The 14,945-nt window shown below is 73.8% G+C and carries 17 protein-coding genes and 1 tRNA gene; 13 read left to right on the plus strand and 5 right to left on the minus strand.

The features are described 5' to 3' along the window. Positions 1-36: 36 nt before the first annotated feature. Genes ACRYR2_RS01785 through ACRYR2_RS01795 form a run of 3 tightly spaced genes read left to right on the plus strand, consistent with a single transcriptional unit; the run spans position 37 to position 2,142 of the window. The gene (locus ACRYR2_RS01785; protein ID WP_432561089.1) at positions 37-660 is read left to right on the plus strand and encodes an FtsB family cell division protein; all 624 of its coding nucleotides are present in this window, start codon (positions 37-39) and stop codon (positions 658-660) included. A gap of 10 nt (positions 661-670) precedes the next feature. Continuing rightward, positions 671-1,201 carry a DUF501 domain-containing protein gene (locus ACRYR2_RS01790; protein ID WP_432561090.1) on the plus strand — a complete coding sequence of 177 codons (531 nt, stop codon included), beginning with the start codon at positions 671-673 and terminating at the stop codon, positions 1,199-1,201. Continuing rightward, complete coding sequence (locus ACRYR2_RS01795; protein ID WP_432561091.1) at positions 1,198-2,142, plus strand: Ppx/GppA phosphatase family protein; 945 nt, start codon at positions 1,198-1,200, stop codon at positions 2,140-2,142. Before ACRYR2_RS01790 ends, ACRYR2_RS01795 begins: the two co-directional genes overlap by 4 nt. Positions 2,143-2,232: 90 nt before the next feature. Here the strand turns inward: ACRYR2_RS01795 and ACRYR2_RS01800 are convergent, their stop codons facing one another. Continuing rightward, entirely contained in the window at positions 2,233-2,616 is a 384-nt protein-coding gene (locus ACRYR2_RS01800) for an MmcQ/YjbR family DNA-binding protein (protein ID WP_432561092.1), read from the minus strand. 17 nt (positions 2,617-2,633) lie between these two features. Here ACRYR2_RS01800 and ACRYR2_RS01805 point away from each other — a divergent pair, with 17 nt between their 5' ends. The 8 genes from ACRYR2_RS01805 (at position 2,634) to ACRYR2_RS01840 (ending at position 8,615) form a co-directional block, all read left to right on the plus strand. Next, positions 2,634-3,077 (plus strand): SRPBCC family protein, encoded by a 444-nt coding sequence (locus ACRYR2_RS01805; RefSeq protein WP_432561093.1) that lies wholly within the window; start codon positions 2,634-2,636, stop codon positions 3,075-3,077. Beyond that, positions 3,037-3,876 (plus strand): uracil-DNA glycosylase, encoded by an 840-nt coding sequence (locus ACRYR2_RS01810; protein ID WP_432561094.1) that lies wholly within the window; start codon positions 3,037-3,039, stop codon positions 3,874-3,876. Before ACRYR2_RS01805 ends, ACRYR2_RS01810 begins: the two co-directional genes overlap by 41 nt. 10 nt (positions 3,877-3,886) lie before the next feature. Beyond that, positions 3,887-5,218 carry an NAD(P)/FAD-dependent oxidoreductase gene (locus ACRYR2_RS01815; protein ID WP_432561095.1) on the plus strand — a complete coding sequence of 444 codons (1,332 nt, stop codon included), beginning with the start codon at positions 3,887-3,889 and terminating at the stop codon, positions 5,216-5,218. Between the two features lie 17 nt (positions 5,219-5,235). Beyond that, a tRNA-Leu gene (locus ACRYR2_RS01820) sits at positions 5,236-5,319 on the plus strand. 94 nt (positions 5,320-5,413) lie between these two features. Next, positions 5,414-6,244 (plus strand): Bax inhibitor-1/YccA family protein, encoded by an 831-nt coding sequence (locus tag ACRYR2_RS01825; RefSeq protein WP_432561096.1) that lies wholly within the window; start codon positions 5,414-5,416, stop codon positions 6,242-6,244. Positions 6,245-6,265: 21 nt separating this feature from the next. Then, entirely contained in the window at positions 6,266-6,613 is a 348-nt protein-coding gene (locus ACRYR2_RS01830) for a hypothetical protein (protein WP_432561097.1), read from the plus strand. A gap of 99 nt (positions 6,614-6,712) precedes the next feature. Next, positions 6,713-7,120 carry a Uma2 family endonuclease gene (locus ACRYR2_RS01835; protein WP_432561098.1) on the plus strand — a complete coding sequence of 136 codons (408 nt, stop codon included), beginning with the start codon at positions 6,713-6,715 and terminating at the stop codon, positions 7,118-7,120. A 130-nt stretch (positions 7,121-7,250) separates the two neighbouring features. Beyond that, positions 7,251-8,615, plus strand: coding sequence for a cystathionine beta-synthase (locus ACRYR2_RS01840; RefSeq protein WP_432561099.1), 1,365 nt, complete (start codon positions 7,251-7,253; stop codon positions 8,613-8,615). A gap of 49 nt (positions 8,616-8,664) precedes the next feature. On the opposite strand, the gene ACRYR2_RS01845 is transcribed toward ACRYR2_RS01840, so the two are convergent. From ACRYR2_RS01845 to ACRYR2_RS01860, 4 genes are all read right to left on the minus strand, one after another. Next, positions 8,665-9,897, minus strand: coding sequence for an ABC transporter permease (locus ACRYR2_RS01845; RefSeq protein WP_432561100.1), 1,233 nt, complete (start codon positions 9,895-9,897; stop codon positions 8,665-8,667). Further along, positions 9,894-10,622 carry an ABC transporter ATP-binding protein gene (locus tag ACRYR2_RS01850; protein ID WP_432561101.1) on the minus strand — a complete coding sequence of 243 codons (729 nt, stop codon included), beginning with the start codon at positions 10,620-10,622 and terminating at the stop codon, positions 9,894-9,896. Before ACRYR2_RS01850 ends, ACRYR2_RS01845 begins: the two co-directional genes overlap by 4 nt. Next, positions 10,622-11,650 (minus strand): efflux RND transporter periplasmic adaptor subunit, encoded by a 1,029-nt coding sequence (locus tag ACRYR2_RS01855; RefSeq protein ID WP_432561102.1) that lies wholly within the window; start codon positions 11,648-11,650, stop codon positions 10,622-10,624. Before ACRYR2_RS01855 ends, ACRYR2_RS01850 begins: the two co-directional genes overlap by 1 nt. A 114-nt stretch (positions 11,651-11,764) precedes the next feature. Further along, positions 11,765-12,517, minus strand: coding sequence for a sugar phosphate isomerase/epimerase family protein (locus ACRYR2_RS01860; RefSeq protein WP_432561103.1), 753 nt, complete (start codon positions 12,515-12,517; stop codon positions 11,765-11,767). Between the two features lie 81 nt (positions 12,518-12,598). Between ACRYR2_RS01860 and ACRYR2_RS01865 the strand changes: the two genes are divergently transcribed. Then, on the plus strand, positions 12,599-13,747 hold the full coding sequence (locus tag ACRYR2_RS01865) for a Gfo/Idh/MocA family protein (RefSeq protein ID WP_432561104.1): 1,149 nt from the start codon (positions 12,599-12,601) through the stop codon (positions 13,745-13,747). Next, positions 13,744-14,943 (plus strand): dihydrodipicolinate synthase family protein, encoded by a 1,200-nt coding sequence (locus ACRYR2_RS01870; RefSeq protein WP_432561105.1) that lies wholly within the window; start codon positions 13,744-13,746, stop codon positions 14,941-14,943. The genes ACRYR2_RS01865 and ACRYR2_RS01870 overlap by 4 nt, the downstream gene beginning before the upstream one ends. Positions 14,944-14,945 lie beyond the last annotated feature (2 nt).

The raw sequence follows: 14,945 nt of genomic DNA on the forward strand, positions 1-14,945 counted from the left end.
GCCGGTGATCGGCGCGTCCGGGAGAAGCTAGGACCCATGGCGACGCGACGTCCGACTGCGCCCCGCAGCCCCTCCCGCTCGGCGGGGGCCGCGGGGCGCAGTGCTGCGCCGCGCCAGGGGGCCGGTCGCGGGCCGGGGAACGCCCGGGGGCGGGCGACCTCCAGCAGGCCGGCACCCGCGGCCCGCGGGCGCAGCGCCGCCACGCTCACCGCGGCCGACCGCCGCCGGACCCGGGGCCCGCGCGCCCTGGTCCTGTCCGCCGTCGTGCTGCTCCTGGCGATCTTCCTCGTCCCGAGTCTGCAGAAGTGGCTCGAGCAGCGCTCCGAGATCGGCCGGCTGGAGGCGCAGATCTCCCAGCAGACCGACGACCTGGCCGCCGCCCGGGCGCAGGAGGACCGCTGGGACGACGACGCGTACGTCATCACGCAGGCGCGTGAGCGGCTGCGGTTCGTCATGCCCGGCGAGGTCCCCTACGTCGTCGACGGCGAGTCCGACGCCGACGCGGTCTCCCCCCAGGAGGCCGCCACCAGCGTGCCGAAGCCCTCGGCCGCCTGGTACGAGAACATCTGGGAGTCGTTGCGGCTGGCCGGCAACACCGACGACGTCGCACCGGCCCGGACGCCCGGACTGGGCGGCAGCAGCAGTTCCAGCACGAACTAGAGAGCAGGACGTGACCTCCAACCCCGGCGCGACCCCCGCCACCCAGGCCGACCTCGACAGCATCGCCGGCCGGCTCGGCCGGGTGCCGCGCGGCGTCGTCGCCATCGCGCACCGGTGCTCCTGCGGCCGTCCCGACGTCGTCGAGACCGCCCCGCGGCTGCCCGACGGCACCCCGTTCCCGACGACGTACTACCTCGTCGACCCGATCGCCGCCGGCGCCATCAGCACCCTCGAGGCCTCCGGGCTCATGCGGGAGATGACCCGGCGCGTCGAGACCGACCCCGAGCTGGGCGCTGCGTACGCCCGCGCGCACGAGGACTTCCTGCGCCGCCGCGCCGCGCTCGGTGACGCCGACGTGCCCGAGATCGCCGGCATCTCCGCCGGGGGCATGCCCACCCGCGTCAAGTGCCTGCACGCCCTCGTCGGGCACGCGCTGGCCGCCGGCCCGGGCGTGAACCCGATCGGCGACGAGACCCTCGCCCTGCTGAGCGCCGACGGCGGCTGGCCCGCCGTCTGCCCGCACACCCCCGAGGACGCGTGAGCGCGCAGACCGTGCGGGTCGCCGCCGTCGACTGCGGCACGAACTCGCTGCGCCTGCTCGTCGCCGACGTCGACCCGGCCACCGGCCGGACGAGCGAGCTCGAGCGGACGATGGAGGTCGTCCGGCTCGGGCAGGGCGTCGACAGGACGGGGACCTTCGCGCCGGAGGCGTTGCAGCGCACCTTCTCCGCCGTCGAGAACGCCGCGGAACTCATCGCCCGCCACCGCCCCGGGGCGGTGCGGTTCGTGGCGACGTCGGCCTCGCGCGACGTGTCCAACCGCGAGGAGTTCTTCGCCGGGATCCGTGAGCGGCTCGGAGTCTCGCCCGACGTCGTCACCGGCGACGAGGAGGCCGCGCTGAGCTTCGCCGGCGCCACCGCCGAGCTGCCCGCGGAGCAGGCGCCGTTCCTCGTCGTCGACCTCGGCGGGGGGTCCACCGAACTCGTCCTCGGCGGCCGCGAGGTCGAGGCCGCGCGGTCGCTGGACATGGGCTCGGTGCGGATGACCGAACGCCACCTGCACGACGACCCGCCCAGCGCCGCCCAGGTCGCCGCCGCCCGCGCCGACGTCGAGTCCGTGCTGGCGGGCAGCCACGTCCCGCTGGAGCGGACGCGCACCCTCGTCGGCGTCGCCGGCTCCATCACGACCATCACGGCCGCCGCCATCGAGCTGGCCGAGTACACGCCCGGCTGCCTGCACGGGGTGCGGCTGCCGGTCGGGCAGGTCCGTGAGGCGTGCGAGCGCCTGCTGCACGTCACCAGGGCCGAGCGCGCGGCGATGCCGTTCGTGCATCCGGGCCGCGTCGACGTCATCGGTGCGGGCGCGCTGGTGTGGGAGACGGTGCTGGACCGGGTCGTCGCGCAGGCGGGGATCACCGAGGTCGTCACCAGTGAGCACGACATCCTCGACGGCATCGCGGTCGCGATGGCGCGGACGCTCTGAGCGTTCGGACCGTTGTGACGAAGGGCCGGACCTACCGGCCCGCTGTCACAACGGTCCCGACCCCCCGACCCCCCGACCCCCCGGCCGCCCTCAGCGCCGGGGGAGCAGGGCGCGCAGGTCGTCGGGGAGGGCGAGCTGCAGGCGCCGGGGGGCGGTGCGCCGCCAGCCCTCCAGCACGACCGAGCGCAGCTCGGTCGGGTCGGCGCCGGCCAGCGTCGCCTGCACCCACCCGAACCGGCCGGTGTGCGGGGCGACGGCCCAGGTCCGGCCGTCGCCGGCGATGAGCTCGGCCTGGTCGGCCAGGCTCGCCTTGACCGAGGCGACGCCCACGTCCTCGCGCAGGATCACGAAGATCTTGGTGCGGACGCGGAACGTCGCCGCGCCCCAGGTCTCCTCCTCGTGGGCCTCCGGCAGTTCCAGCGCCCAGCCGCGCACCTGGTCCGGCGTCACCATGACCTGCAGCAAACCGCACATCTGGCAGGGTGGGAAGCATGAGCACCGTGACCGCCACGACCACTCGACGCATCGATGCGCCCGCCGAGCGCATCCTCGCCGCACTGGCCGACTACCGCGGTACGCGGCCACACCTGCTGCCCGAGCAGTTCACCGACTACGAGGTGCTCGAAGGTGGCCAGGGTCCGGGAACGGTGGTCCGCTGGAAGCTGCACGCCACCAAGAAGCGGGTGCGCGACGTCCTGGCCACGGTCACCTCGACCGACCGGCACGCCCTGGTGGAGAACGACGAGAACTCCTCGATGGTGACGACCTGGCGCGTGGAGTCCGACGGGCCGGACGCCTCCGAGGTCGTGGTGACCAGCGAGTGGAACGGCGCCTCGGGCATCGGCGGTTTCTTCGAGCGGACCTTCGCCCCGCGCGGACTGGACCGGATCTACGGTGAACTCCTCGACAACCTCGCCAACGACGTCGCCCGCTGAGGGCGCCTTCGGCTCGCCCGTCGCGCCCGGCACGGGCTGGCCCGGGGACCCCTCGCGTCCGGACACCCCCGTCGCGCACACCGCCGACGAGGTGCACGAGCTCGCCCGGACCGACCTGGCCGAACTGTCCGCCCGCGCCTGCGTCTGCCGGGCCTGCCCGCGGCTGGTGACCTGGCGCGAGGACGTCGCCCGCCTCAAGCGGCGCGCGTTCCGCACCGAGCCGTACTGGGGCCGGCCCGTGCCCAGCATCGGGGTCGCCGACCCCCGCATCCTCGTCGTGGGCCTGGCCCCGGCCGCGCACGGCGGGAACCGCACCGGCCGCATGTTCACCGGGGACCGCTCGGGGGACTGGATCATCGCCGGTCTGCACCGCGCGGGGCTGGCGAACCAGCCGACGTCGCTGCACGCCGCCGACGGGCTGACGTTGCGGCGCACCAGGATCGTCGCGCCCGTGCGGTGCGCTCCGCCGGACAACAAACCCACCCCGGCCGAACGGGACACCTGCAGCGGCTGGCTGGACGCCGAACTCGGCCTCGTCGCCGGTGACCTGAAGGTCGTGCTGGCCCTGGGCGCGTTCGCGTGGGCCTCGACGCTGGGTGCGGCCCGGCGCGCGGGATGGGCCGTGCCGCGCCCGCAGCCGAGGTTCGGGCACGGTGCGCAGGCCGAACTCGGTGGCCCGCACGGGCCGGTGGTCCTGCTCGGCAGCTACCACGTCAGCCAGCAGAACACCTCGACCGGCCGGCTCACGGTGCAGATGCTCGACGACGTGATCGCGAGGGCGGCGGACCTCGGCAGTTAGTGTCAGCACCGTGTCAGCCCCGGCCCCCGTGCGGATCCTCGTCGTCGGCGGCGGCTACGTCGGGTTGAACACCTGCCTGCGGTTGCTGCGGCGGGCCCGCCCCGGCGAGCTGCACCTCACCCTCGTCGACCCGCGCGGCTACATGACCTACCACCCGTTCCTGCCCGAGGCCGCGGCCGGGTCCATCGACGCCCGCAACGTCGTGGTCTCGTTGCGCCGCACCCTGTCCCACGCCGGGGCCGGGGCCGAGGTGGTGGCCGGGGACGTGGTGGCGGTCCGGCACGCCGACCGCGTCGCCAGGGTCCGGGCGGCCGACGGCGCCGAACGCGACCTGCACTACGACGTGCTCGTCGTCGCCCCCGGCTCGGTGTCGCGGACGCTGCCGATCCCCGGGCTGGCCGAGCAGGCCATCGGGTTCAAGACGGTGGAGGAGGCCGTGCACCTGCGCAACCGGGTGCTGTCCAACCTCGACCTCGCCGAGTCCAGCGCCGACCCCGACGTCCGCCGCCGCGCGCTGACGTTCGTGTTCGTCGGCGGCGGGTACGCCGGCGTGGAGGCCATCGCCGAGATCGAGGACATGGCCCGCTACGCCATGCGGTTCCACCGCGGCCTGCGCCCGGCGGACCTGCGCTTCGTGCTGGTGGAGGCGACCGACCGGATCCTGCCGGAGGTGGGGGACCGCCTCGGCCGGTACGCGGCCGACGTGCTGCGCTCGCGGGGCATCGACGTGGCCCTGAGCACCACGATGACCTCCTGCCTCGACGGGCGCGTCGTGCTGTCGGACGGCCGGGAGCTGGAGGCGGGCACGATCGTGTGGACCGCCGGCGTCAAGGCGCACCCGCTGCTGGAGGCCACCGACCTGCCGGTGGACGAGCAGCGGCGGCTGCGGGTCGGGGCGGACCTGCGCGTGCCGGGGGTGCAGGCCGCGTGGGGCGCCGGGGACAGCTGCGCCGTCCCGGACCTGACGCGACCGGGGACCTTCTGCGCGCCCAACGCCCAGCACGCCGTCCGGCAGGCGCGCGTGCTGGCCGACAACCTGCTCGCGCAGCTGCGCGGGAGGGCCACGCGCGACTACCGGCACGCCGACGCGGGCTCGGTCGCCTCCCTCGGGCTGCACAAGGGGGTGGCGCAGATCCACGGGCTGCGGGTGCGCGGCTACCCGGCGTGGCTGGTGCACCGGCTGTACCACCTGTCGAAGGTGCCGACCCCGGGGCGCAAGGCGGGGGTCCTGCTCGGCTGGGTGCAGGCCGCACTGTTCCACCGCGAGGCCGTCGCGCTGGGCGCGCTGTCGCACCCGTTCGCGGAGTTCGAACGGGCCGCGCGGTCCTCGCCCCGGGGCTGAGATGATGGCGTCGCCCTGCCCGGGTGGCGTAACTGGTAGGCGCACGGGGCTTAAACCCCCGGGCCGTTCGCGGCGTGCGGGTTCGATCCCCGTCCCGGGTACTCCCATCGTGATCCCTTCGTGACCCCGCAGGGGAACGCGAGCAGGTGCTTGGCCGTTGCAAGGGTTGACTGAACACTGCTCCGGAGGGGAGCCATGGAGAGCAAGAACCCGGTCTTCGCGCGTAGCAACGAGTGGAAGCAGAACGGCTACGCGACGTTCGACGCACCCACCTCGTCGCGTCAGGCGGCGCCCGCCGACGCCTCCGCGCGCACGCTCGAGGACTGGTACCAGAAGCCGTCCGCCACCCCGGCGCAGTCGCGCCGGATGACCCTCGACGACGTCGTGGTCCGCACGGCGTCGCTCTTCGCCGTCCTGCTGGTGGGCGCCGCGGGCGGGTACCTCGGTGTCCGCAACGGCTCGCTCGGCTTCGGGGCGGTCATCGTCCCGGCTCTCGTCGCGATGGTGCTGGGCATCTGGGCGCAGGTGTCCCGCAAGGTCCGCCCGGGCGTCATGTTCGCCTACGCGGTCCTCGAAGGCGTGTTCGTCGGTGCGATCTCGGCGATGTACGCCTCGCTGTACGACGGGATCATCGGGCAGGCCGTCATCGGCACGCTCGCGGCCTTCGGCGGCATGCTCATCGCCTACAAGACGGGCGTGGTCCGCAACAGCCCGCGCTTCACCAAGGTCCTGATGATCGCGGGGATCGGGTACCTGGTCTTCGCGCTGGTCAACCTCGGCTCGGCCCTGCTCGGCTTCGGCAGCGTCTACGCCGGCGGTGGCCTGCTCGCCATCGTCGTCAGCGCCTTCGGCGTCGTCCTGGCCTCGCTGTTCCTGGTCCTGGACTTCGACTACATCGAGCAGGGCATCCGCAACGGCCTGCCCGTCAAGGAGTCCTGGCGCGCCGGCTTCGGCCTGATGGTGACGCTGGTCTGGCTGTACCTGGAGATCCTGCGCCTCATCGCGATCCTGCGCGGCAACGACTGACACCGGTGCTTCACTGACACGGTGAGCACCGTCCCAGAGCTCGGCACGCCGGAGGTCCGGCGTGCCGAGCTCTCGCGTTTCCTGACCCTGCAGGCCGACCGCATCCGGGGCCTGCCGCTGAGCCGCCTGGACCGGCCCCGGCCGGGGGAGGGCACCAGCCCCGCCGACGTCGTGCGGACCGCCGCGCAGGCCCTGGCCGACCTGGCCGCCGACGCCGAAGGACAGCCCCGGCGGCCGCTGCCCGTGCTCGCGACCCACGGCATCGGCGACCAGCTCGCCGTCGTCGGCGGGGACGTCGTGCGGTTCGGCGACGATGCGGCGCTCGCGGCCGCGCAGGAGGTGCTGACGACGCTGCGGCGGGCGCTGTGACGTCCACGGCCCACCTGCGCGGGCCGTCACGGAGGCCGGCTCGCAGCTGCTGTGACGGGCGTGGCGGCGGAGGTGAGCGGGTCTGCCCAGGTGGCTCCGATGACCTGGGAGGACTTCTGTGCGCTCGGTGACGACGTCCACGGCGAGCACGTCGGCGGCCACCTGCTCGTGATTCCCCGGGGCACCTTCGAACACCAGAACGCCGCCGACGACTTCCGGGCCGTGCTCCAGGGGGCGGGCCTCGTCACCGTCACGGAGTGGGCCTGGCGTCCGCCGGGCACGCAGCGCGAGTACCAGCCGGACGTGGTGGTCCTCGACCGCACGCCCGCCGACCCGCGGGTCAACTGGACCGGGACGGCCCCCACGCTCGTCGTCGGGGTCACCTCACCCGGGGACGCCTCCGCGGACTGGGTGCGCGACGTGCGCGACGACGCCCGGTTCGGCGCCCGGCACCACTGGATCCTGGACCACCGTGACCACGCCCTGCACGCGTTCGCGGGACGGTGAGGACGACGAGGTGGTCCACGGAGCGGGGCCCGCGATCGCTCCCGGCTGGGAGCAGCTCGGCGGGATCGACGTGCCCGCCCTCCGGCGGTAGCCCGTCGGCGGCGTCCGGCCGGTGCGGGATGATGGGCCCATGCGCTACGCCGAGACCGTCGTCGACCTCGTGGGCGGTACCCCGCTGGTCAAGCTCAACCGCGTCACCGAGGGCCTGGCCTGCACCGTGCTGGCGAAGGTCGAGTACCTCAACCCCGGCGGGTCGGTGAAGGACCGCATCGCCACCCGCATGATCGAGGCCGCCGAGGCCGAGGGGGCGCTGAAGCCGGGCGGGACGATCGTCGAGCCCACCAGCGGCAACACCGGCGTCGGGCTCGCCCTGGTCGCCCAGCAGCGCGGCTACAAGTGCGTCTTCGTGTGCCCGGACAAGGTGGGCGTCGACAAGCGCAACGTCCTGAAGGCCTACGGTGCGGAGGTCGTGGTCTGCCCGACGGCCGTCCCGCCGGAGGACCCGCAGTCCTACTACTCGGTCTCCGACCGCCTCGTGCGCGAGATCGAGGGCGCCTGGAAGCCGAACCAGTACGCCAACGTGCACGGCCCGCGCAGCCACTACGAGACCACCGGCCCGGAGATCTGGGCCGACACCGAGGGCAAGGTCACGCACTTCGTCACCGGCGTCGGCACCGGCGGCACCATCACCGGCACCGGCCGCTACCTCAAGGAGCAGGGGAACGTCCGCGTCATCGGCGCCGACCCCGAGGGGTCGGTCTACTCCGGCGGGACGGGTCGCCCCTACCTCGTCGAGGGCGTCGGGGAGGACTTCTGGCCCACCGCCTACGACCCCTCCGTCCCGGACGAGATCATCGCCGTCTCCGACGCCGACTCCTTCCAGATGACCCGGCGCCTGGCGCGCGAGGAGGGCCTGCTGGTCGGCGGGTCGTGCGGCATGGCCGTCGTCGCGGCGCTGCGCGCGGCGAAGGACCTCGGCCCGGACGACGTCGTCGTGGTGCTGCTGCCCGACGGCGGCCGCGGCTACCTGGGCAAGATCTTCAACGACGACTGGATGTCGTCCTACGGCTTCCTCGACAGCGAGGACGGCCGCACCGTCGGCGACGTGCTGCGGCACAAGTCCGACGGGCTGCCGGCGCTGGTGCACACGCACCCGACCGAGACCGTGCACGACGTCATCGGGATCATGCGCGAGTACGGCGTCTCGCAGCTGCCCGTCGTGGGCGCCGAGCCGCCCGTGATGGCCGGGGAGATCGCCGGGTCGGTCAACGAGCGGGAACTGCTCGACGCGCTGTTCACCGGCAAGGCGAAGATGTCCGACGCCGTCAGCTCGCACATGGGCCCGGCGCTGCCGCTCGTCGGGTCGGGACAGTCGGTCGAGGAGGCCCGCGAGGTGTTCTCCAGCGCCGACGCGGCCGTGGTCGTCGAGGACGGCAAGCCCGTCACCGTCATCACCCGCCACGACCTCCTGGCCTACCTGGCGCTGTCGCACTGACGACCCCCGCCGTGGTCGAGCACGACGGTGCTCGACCACGGCGGGCGGGTCAGTAGCGGATGGCGTCGATGACCTTGGCGCGCACCGCCATCGTCGCGGGGACGAGACCGGCGAGCGCGCCGACGGCGGTCGCGGCGAGCAGCCCCTCGACCGCGGCCTGCACCGGGAAGGGCGGAACGTCCTCCAGCGTGAGACCCGCGGGCAGGACGGCCTCCAGCGGGAAGTTCGAGATCAGGATGATCGACAGCATCACCGCTGCGAACCCCGCGACGAACGTGGCCGCCACGCTCTCGAGCAGCACGGCGAAGAACACCCGGGCCCCGGTCGCGCCGAAGCTGCGGCGCACACCGATCTCCCGGATCCGCTGCCGCACCGTCACCAGCCCGACGTTGAGCACGCCGATCCCGCCCAGCACCAGCGCGAAGACGCCGACGCCCCGCACCCCGTAGGCCAGGACGGTGTCGACGACGCCGAGCTCGTCACCGGCGTCCTGGCGCTGGACCCAGACCGAGTACCCCGGCAGGCTGGCCGCGACCTCCGACTCCAGCGCCGCGACGAGCGCCTCGGCGTCGGTGTCGGGGACCCACAACTCCAGCCCCGGCGGGTACAGGCTCCCCGTCTCGCCCAGCAGGTTCCACCGCTGCACGTCGGCGTTGAGGACGTAGGCGCCGGGAACGGTCGCGTCGTAGCCCGCCGAACCGGAGATCCCGACGACGGTCGCCGTCACGGGGGTCTGGCCGCCGAGGACGACGGTGGGCGGGGCCGCGGGGTCGAAGCCGCCGAGCTGGTCGGCGAACACCTGGTTGACCACGATGCGCGGGGAGAACGCGTCGGTGTCGGCGGGCGCGAACCACCGGCCCTGGTCGGTGATGATGCGGTGCATCGTGCCGTAGCTGGGGTCGACCGTGGTGGCGCTGACGAACTGGGTGCCCGCGGGGAAGCGGACGGTCAGCTGCCCGCCGCCGCCGTACGGCGAGGACGCCAGACCCCACCACGTCGCCTCGTGGCGCACCGCCGCGCTGCGCAGCGCCTCCTGGGCCTGCTGGGCGCTCCCGGCGCTGGGGGTGCCCATCGGGGAGGCCTCGACCCGGATGGTCGCCGGACGACCCGAGGAGCGTTCGGTGCTCTCGCCGACCATCTGCCGGGCCATGTTCCCGACGGCCGTGACGGTCGTCATCGCGAACACGGCCAGGAACACCCCGACCAGCGACAGGACGACGCGGACGCGGTGGACGCGGATCTCGCTCCAGGCCTCCGAGATCGCCGCGAGGAGACCGATCACGAGGTCTCCCGGTGGGCCGTGGCGGCCGCGACGGCGTCACCGGTGATCTCGGTGAGCACGCCGTGGTCCAGCCGGAACTGCCGGTCGGCGCGCGCGGCCACCGACAGGTCGTGCGTGATGGTCACCAGGGTCGTCCCGTCCGTCCGCACGAGGTCCTCCAGGACGTCCATGACGGCGCTGCCGGTGTCGACGTCGAGCGCCCCGGTGGGTTCGTCGGCCAGCAGGACCCGCGGCCGACGGACCAGGCTGCGGGCCAGCGCGACGCGCTGCTGCTCCCCGCCGGACAGCTTCTCCGGCATGGTGTCCAGCCGGTGCCCCAGCCCCACGCGGTCCAGCATGTCGCGGGCGATGCGTCTGCGCTGCAGGAACTCCCGGCCACTGGCGTACAGCAACGGGTTGGCGACGTTCTCCGTGGCGGTGCGCCCGGGCAGCAGGTTGAACTGCTGGAAGACGAACCCGAAGGTCTGCCCGCGCAGCCGCGCGGTGCGCCGGGCGGACAGCCCCGCGACGGGCCTGCCGTCGAGCAGGTACTGCCCGGTCGTCGGCGCGTCGAGCAGGCCGACGATGTTCAGCAGCGTCGACTTGCCCGACCCCGAGCGGCCGACGACGGCGACGTGCTCGCCGCGGGCGACGTGCAGGTCGACGCCCGTGAGGATGTGCAGGTCGGTGCCGTCGGGCAGCCGGACGCTGCGGCTCACCCCGGTGAGGGAGACCACCGGATCCATCAGTAGCCCATCCCGTACGTCCCGTACGCGTCGACCGGGGTGTCGGTGTTCGGCACGAACTGCAGGACCTGCTGGCCCTCGGTCAGGCCCTGGGTGATCTCGACGTTCTGCCCGTCGGTCAGGCCGAGGGTGACGTCGGTCTCGGTCCGGGTCCCGTCGTCGGCGACGACCCACACCTTTCCCATCCCGACGCTGCCCTGCACGGCCGTCACGGGCACCAGCAGCACACCCGTCGCCGACCCCGCCGTGACCTCCATCGTCGCCGAGAGCCCGGCGAAGACCTGGACGCCCTGCGGCACGGCGCAGGAGACCTGCGCGCCGGTCAGCGCGGCGGACGGGTCGGCGTAGGGGTCGGCGTAGGGGTCGGCGTAACCCTGGTCCGGGCCGCTCGGCGTCTCCTGCCCCGCGGCCGGCGTGCCGGTGCGCAGGCCGGTGCACTCGAAGGTGCCCGGGCCGCCGGGCACGGTGATCTGCGCCGTGGTCGGGGGCTCCAGCAGCCGGAACTGCTGCGCCTGGGTCATCGAGGCGGTCGCGGTGAGGGTTCCGGGGCTGATCCGCGCGACCTCCTGACCGATGGTCACCGACTGCCCGGCCAGCACGTCCAGCGTCATCAGGGTGCCCGGGACGGTGGCCGTCACGGTGACGGTCTTCGTCGTGGGGGCGGCCGGTGGGGCCAGCGGGTCGGTCGGGGCGGGCGGTTCGACGGTCACGAGGACGGAGAACAGCGGGGTCCCCTCGTCCACGACCTGACCGACCTCGGCGCGCAGACGGCCCACCTCGCCGTTCGCCGTCGCCTTCACGGTGGTGGCCGCGTCGGCCTCGATCGTGCCCTGCAGGGTCACGGTGTTGGTCACGTCGCCGCGGGTGACGGCGGCCGCGGGCGGCTCGACGACGGCGTGGGGGCCGGCGGCCGGGTCGGCGTCCGCGGTCGCCGAGCGGCCGAAGGCGATGTACAGCAGGGCGACGGCGATCAGGGCCCAGACGACCAGGCGCAGGGCAGGGAAGACGACGGTGCGAGCGACACCCACGGGGGACCTCCGGTCGGTTCCGGGGAGCTCCCCGAACGGCTGTGCCGGAACCTAGCAGCGGTTGAGCGCGCCCTGAGGGCGGTGCCGGAAACCTTCACAACCCGCCGTCGGCGGTCAGGGGTTCAGCCACCCCGTCAAGGTCGCGGCCTCCCGGCCCAGCACCGCGGGGTCGTCGCCGGGAACGAACTCCAGCAGCGCGTCGTGCTGCCGTCCCTGCTGGCGCAGCAGGGTGAAGGCACGCTGCCACAAGGAGTCCCGGGCGCTCAGGGGTCGCCGGTCGGTGCCGGGCAGCCAGGAGAAGACGTGGACGGTGCTGACCCGGTCGAGCAGGGTGGCCAGTTCGGCCAGGGCTGCGTCGTCGTCCTCGTCGACCGTCGGCTGCCAGTAGGTGGTCAGCAGGGGGGCGCCGACCGCGTCGTCGACCTCGGCCAGCAGCTGCAGGGTGGAGGCCGTGGTGTCGGTGAGGGTGCCGCCGTGCGACTCGGTGCCGATCTGCACGCCGTCGGTGGCGGCCTGGCGGACGGCGTCGGCCAGGGCGGCGACCACGGGCGCCCGGTCGGCTCCCGCGGAACCCTGGTCGCCGGCCCACACCCGGATCCGCGGCGCCCCGAGGGCGACGGCGGTGGCCAGGACGTCGGAGAACCCCCCGTGGACGCCGGCGCGGAAGTAGGACCCGTAGGAGGCCACGGTCAGTCCCGCCTCGGCCGTGCGGGCCGCCACCGACCGCGCCGTCGCCAGGTCGCCGACCGGGACGTGGACGTCGCCGCCCCACTCGACCGTGCGCAGCCCGGCCCGGGCGGCGAGGTCCAGGACGCCGTCGGCGTCGAGGTTCCGGTAGGTGACCGAGCACAACCCTGGAATCAGCACGCGGCGGATCCTTGCACGGACCGGCCGGCCTGGCCTAGCCTCTGGAAAGCGCATTCCCAACCTGGACTGGAGGAGGCAGCGATGGTGCAACGCCTCGGTGTGGTCATGAACGGCGTCACGGGTCGGATGGGGTACCGGCAGCACCTGCTGCGGTCGGTCCTGGCCATCCGCGAGCAGGGCGGCGTGGAACTCCCGGACGGTTCGAAGGTGCAGCTCGAGCCGCTGCTCGTGGGCCGGTCGGAGGAGAAGCTGCGCGACATCGCGCGCCGCCACGACCTGGAGAACTTCACCACCGACCTCGACGCGGCCCTGGCCGACAACGACTACCCGCTCTACTTCGACGCCCAGCTCACCTCCGCGCGGGAGCAGGCGATCCTCAAGGCGGTCGCCGCGGGCCGGCACGTCTACACGGAGAAACCCACCGCCGAGACGCTCGAGGGTGCGATCGAGCTCGCCCGGGCCGCCGCGCGGGCCGGGGTCAAGAACGGCGTCGTCCACGACAAGATCTTCCTGCCGGGGCTGGTGAAGCTGAAGCGCCTGGTCGACTCGGGGTTCTTCGGCGAGATCCTCTCGGTCCGCGGTGAGTTCGGGTACTGGGTGTTCGAGGGCGACTGGCAGCCGGCGCAGCGGCCGAGCTGGAACTACCGTGCCGAGGACGGCGGCGGCATCGTCGCGGACATGTTCTGCCACTGGAACTACGTGCTCGAGCAGACGATCGCGCCGGTGGAGGCCGTCACCGCCAAGGCCGTCACGCACCTACCGGTGCGCTACGACGAGAAGGGCGAGGCGTACAAGGCCACCGCCGACGACGCCGCCTACGCCATCTTCGAACTCGAGGGCGGCGTCGTCGCGCAGCTGAACTCCTCGTGGGCCGTCCGCGTCGACCGCGACGAACTGGTGGAGTTCCAGGTCGACGGAACCCTCGGCAGTGCCGTGGCGGGGTTGTTCAACTGCCGGGTGCAGCCGCGCTCGGCCACCCCGAAGGCCGTGTGGAACCCCGACCTGCCCGAACAGCACCGCTACCGCGACGACTGGCTGCCCGTCCCCGACAACGGCCGGTTCGACAACGGGTTCAAGGCCCAGTGGGAGCAGTTCGTGCGGCACGTCGTCGCCGACACCCCGCACCCGTACGACTTCCTCTCCGGCGCACGGGGGGTGCGGCTGGCGCAGGCGGGCCTGCAGTCGTCGGCGCAGGGCCGGCGCGTGGAACTGCCGGAGATCTCGCTGTGACGGTCACGGTCGACCGTGCGCTCACCGGGGACGTCCTGGCACTGCCGCGCAGGAACCCCGACGGTTCGGTGGAACTCCTCGAGCACGCCGTCCGCGAATCCGTGGCCTGGGAGGTGCCGAGCGGGCCGGCCCGCACCCGGACGGTGTTCGCGGCCGCGCACGTCGTCCCGCGCGTCGGCGCGGAGAACGTCCCGGGTGCCCCGGCCGACCTGGACTGGGACGCGACGCTGGCGTTCCGGCACCGGTTGTGGTCCCTCGGCCTCGGCGTGGCCGAGGCCATGGACACCGCCCAGCGGGGGATGGGGCTGGACTTCGCCGCGACGACCGAACTGGTGCGCCGCAGCGCGGCCGAGGCCGCCGCCGTGGGCGGGCGGATCGCCGCCGGGGTCGGCACCGACCAGCTCGACCCCGGGATCCATCCGGTGGACGTGATCCGCGCGGCCTACGAGGAGCAGCTGCAGGTCGTCGAGGACACCGGCGCCCAGCCGATCCTCATGGCCTCCCGGCACCTGGCGGCCGCGGCCGCCGGGCCCGAGGAGTACCTCGAGCTCTACGCGGGTCTGCTGTCCCAGGTGCGCACACCCGCCGTCCTGCACTGGCTCGGGGACGTGTTCGACCCGGCGCTGGCGGGCTACTGGGGCGCGCGCGACGTGGCCGCCGCGACCGACGTGTTCGTCGACCTCGTCCACGCCAACGCCGCCAAGGTCGACGGCGTGAAGGTGTCGCTGCTCGACGCCGAGCACGAGAAGGAACTGCGGCGGCGGCTGCCGGCCGGTGTCCGGCTCTACACCGGCGACGACTTCAACTACCCCGAACTCATCGAGGGCGACGGGCAGTTCCACTCCGACGCCCTGCTGGGGATCTTCGCCGGGATCGCGAACGTCGCCGCGGCGGGGCTGGTGCGCCTCGACGCCGGCGACGTGACGGGTTTCCGGGCGGCGCTCGACCCGACGCTCCCGCTGGCCCGGCACGTGTTCGGGGCGCCGACGCCCTACTACAAGGCGGGGATCGCGTTCCTCAACTGGCTCGACGGCCGGCAACCGGGGTACGCGATGGTCGGTGGCCTGCACTCCGCCCGCAGCGCCGTGCACCAGGCCGAGACGTTCCGGCTGGCCGACGAGGCCGGGGTGCTGGCCGACCCGGCGCTGGCCGCGCGGCGGATGCGGCAGTTCCTGGCCGTCCACGGGATCGCCTGACC

The organism is Kineococcus deserti (assembly GCF_050871945.1).
Lineage (GTDB): Bacteria > Actinomycetota > Actinomycetes > Actinomycetales > Kineococcaceae > Kineococcus.

Excerpts from the sequence above, each read along its gene's own strand:
- ACRYR2_RS01785 (WP_432561089.1), top strand. The coding sequence starts at position 37 with ATGGCGACGCGACGTCCGACTGCGCCCCGCAGCCCCTCCCGCTCGGCG.
- ACRYR2_RS01800 (WP_432561092.1), bottom strand. The coding sequence starts at position 2,616 with ATGTGCGGTTTGCTGCAGGTCATGGTGACGCCGGACCAGGTGCGCGGC.
- ACRYR2_RS01805 (WP_432561093.1), top strand. The coding sequence starts at position 2,634 with ATGAGCACCGTGACCGCCACGACCACTCGACGCATCGATGCGCCCGCC.
- ACRYR2_RS01825 (WP_432561096.1), top strand. The coding sequence starts at position 5,414 with ATGGAGAGCAAGAACCCGGTCTTCGCGCGTAGCAACGAGTGGAAGCAG.
- ACRYR2_RS01835 (WP_432561098.1), top strand. The coding sequence starts at position 6,713 with ATGACCTGGGAGGACTTCTGTGCGCTCGGTGACGACGTCCACGGCGAG.
- ACRYR2_RS01840 (WP_432561099.1), top strand. The coding sequence starts at position 7,251 with ATGCGCTACGCCGAGACCGTCGTCGACCTCGTGGGCGGTACCCCGCTG.
- ACRYR2_RS01850 (WP_432561101.1), bottom strand. The coding sequence starts at position 10,622 with ATGGATCCGGTGGTCTCCCTCACCGGGGTGAGCCGCAGCGTCCGGCTG.
- ACRYR2_RS01865 (WP_432561104.1), top strand. The coding sequence starts at position 12,599 with ATGGTGCAACGCCTCGGTGTGGTCATGAACGGCGTCACGGGTCGGATG.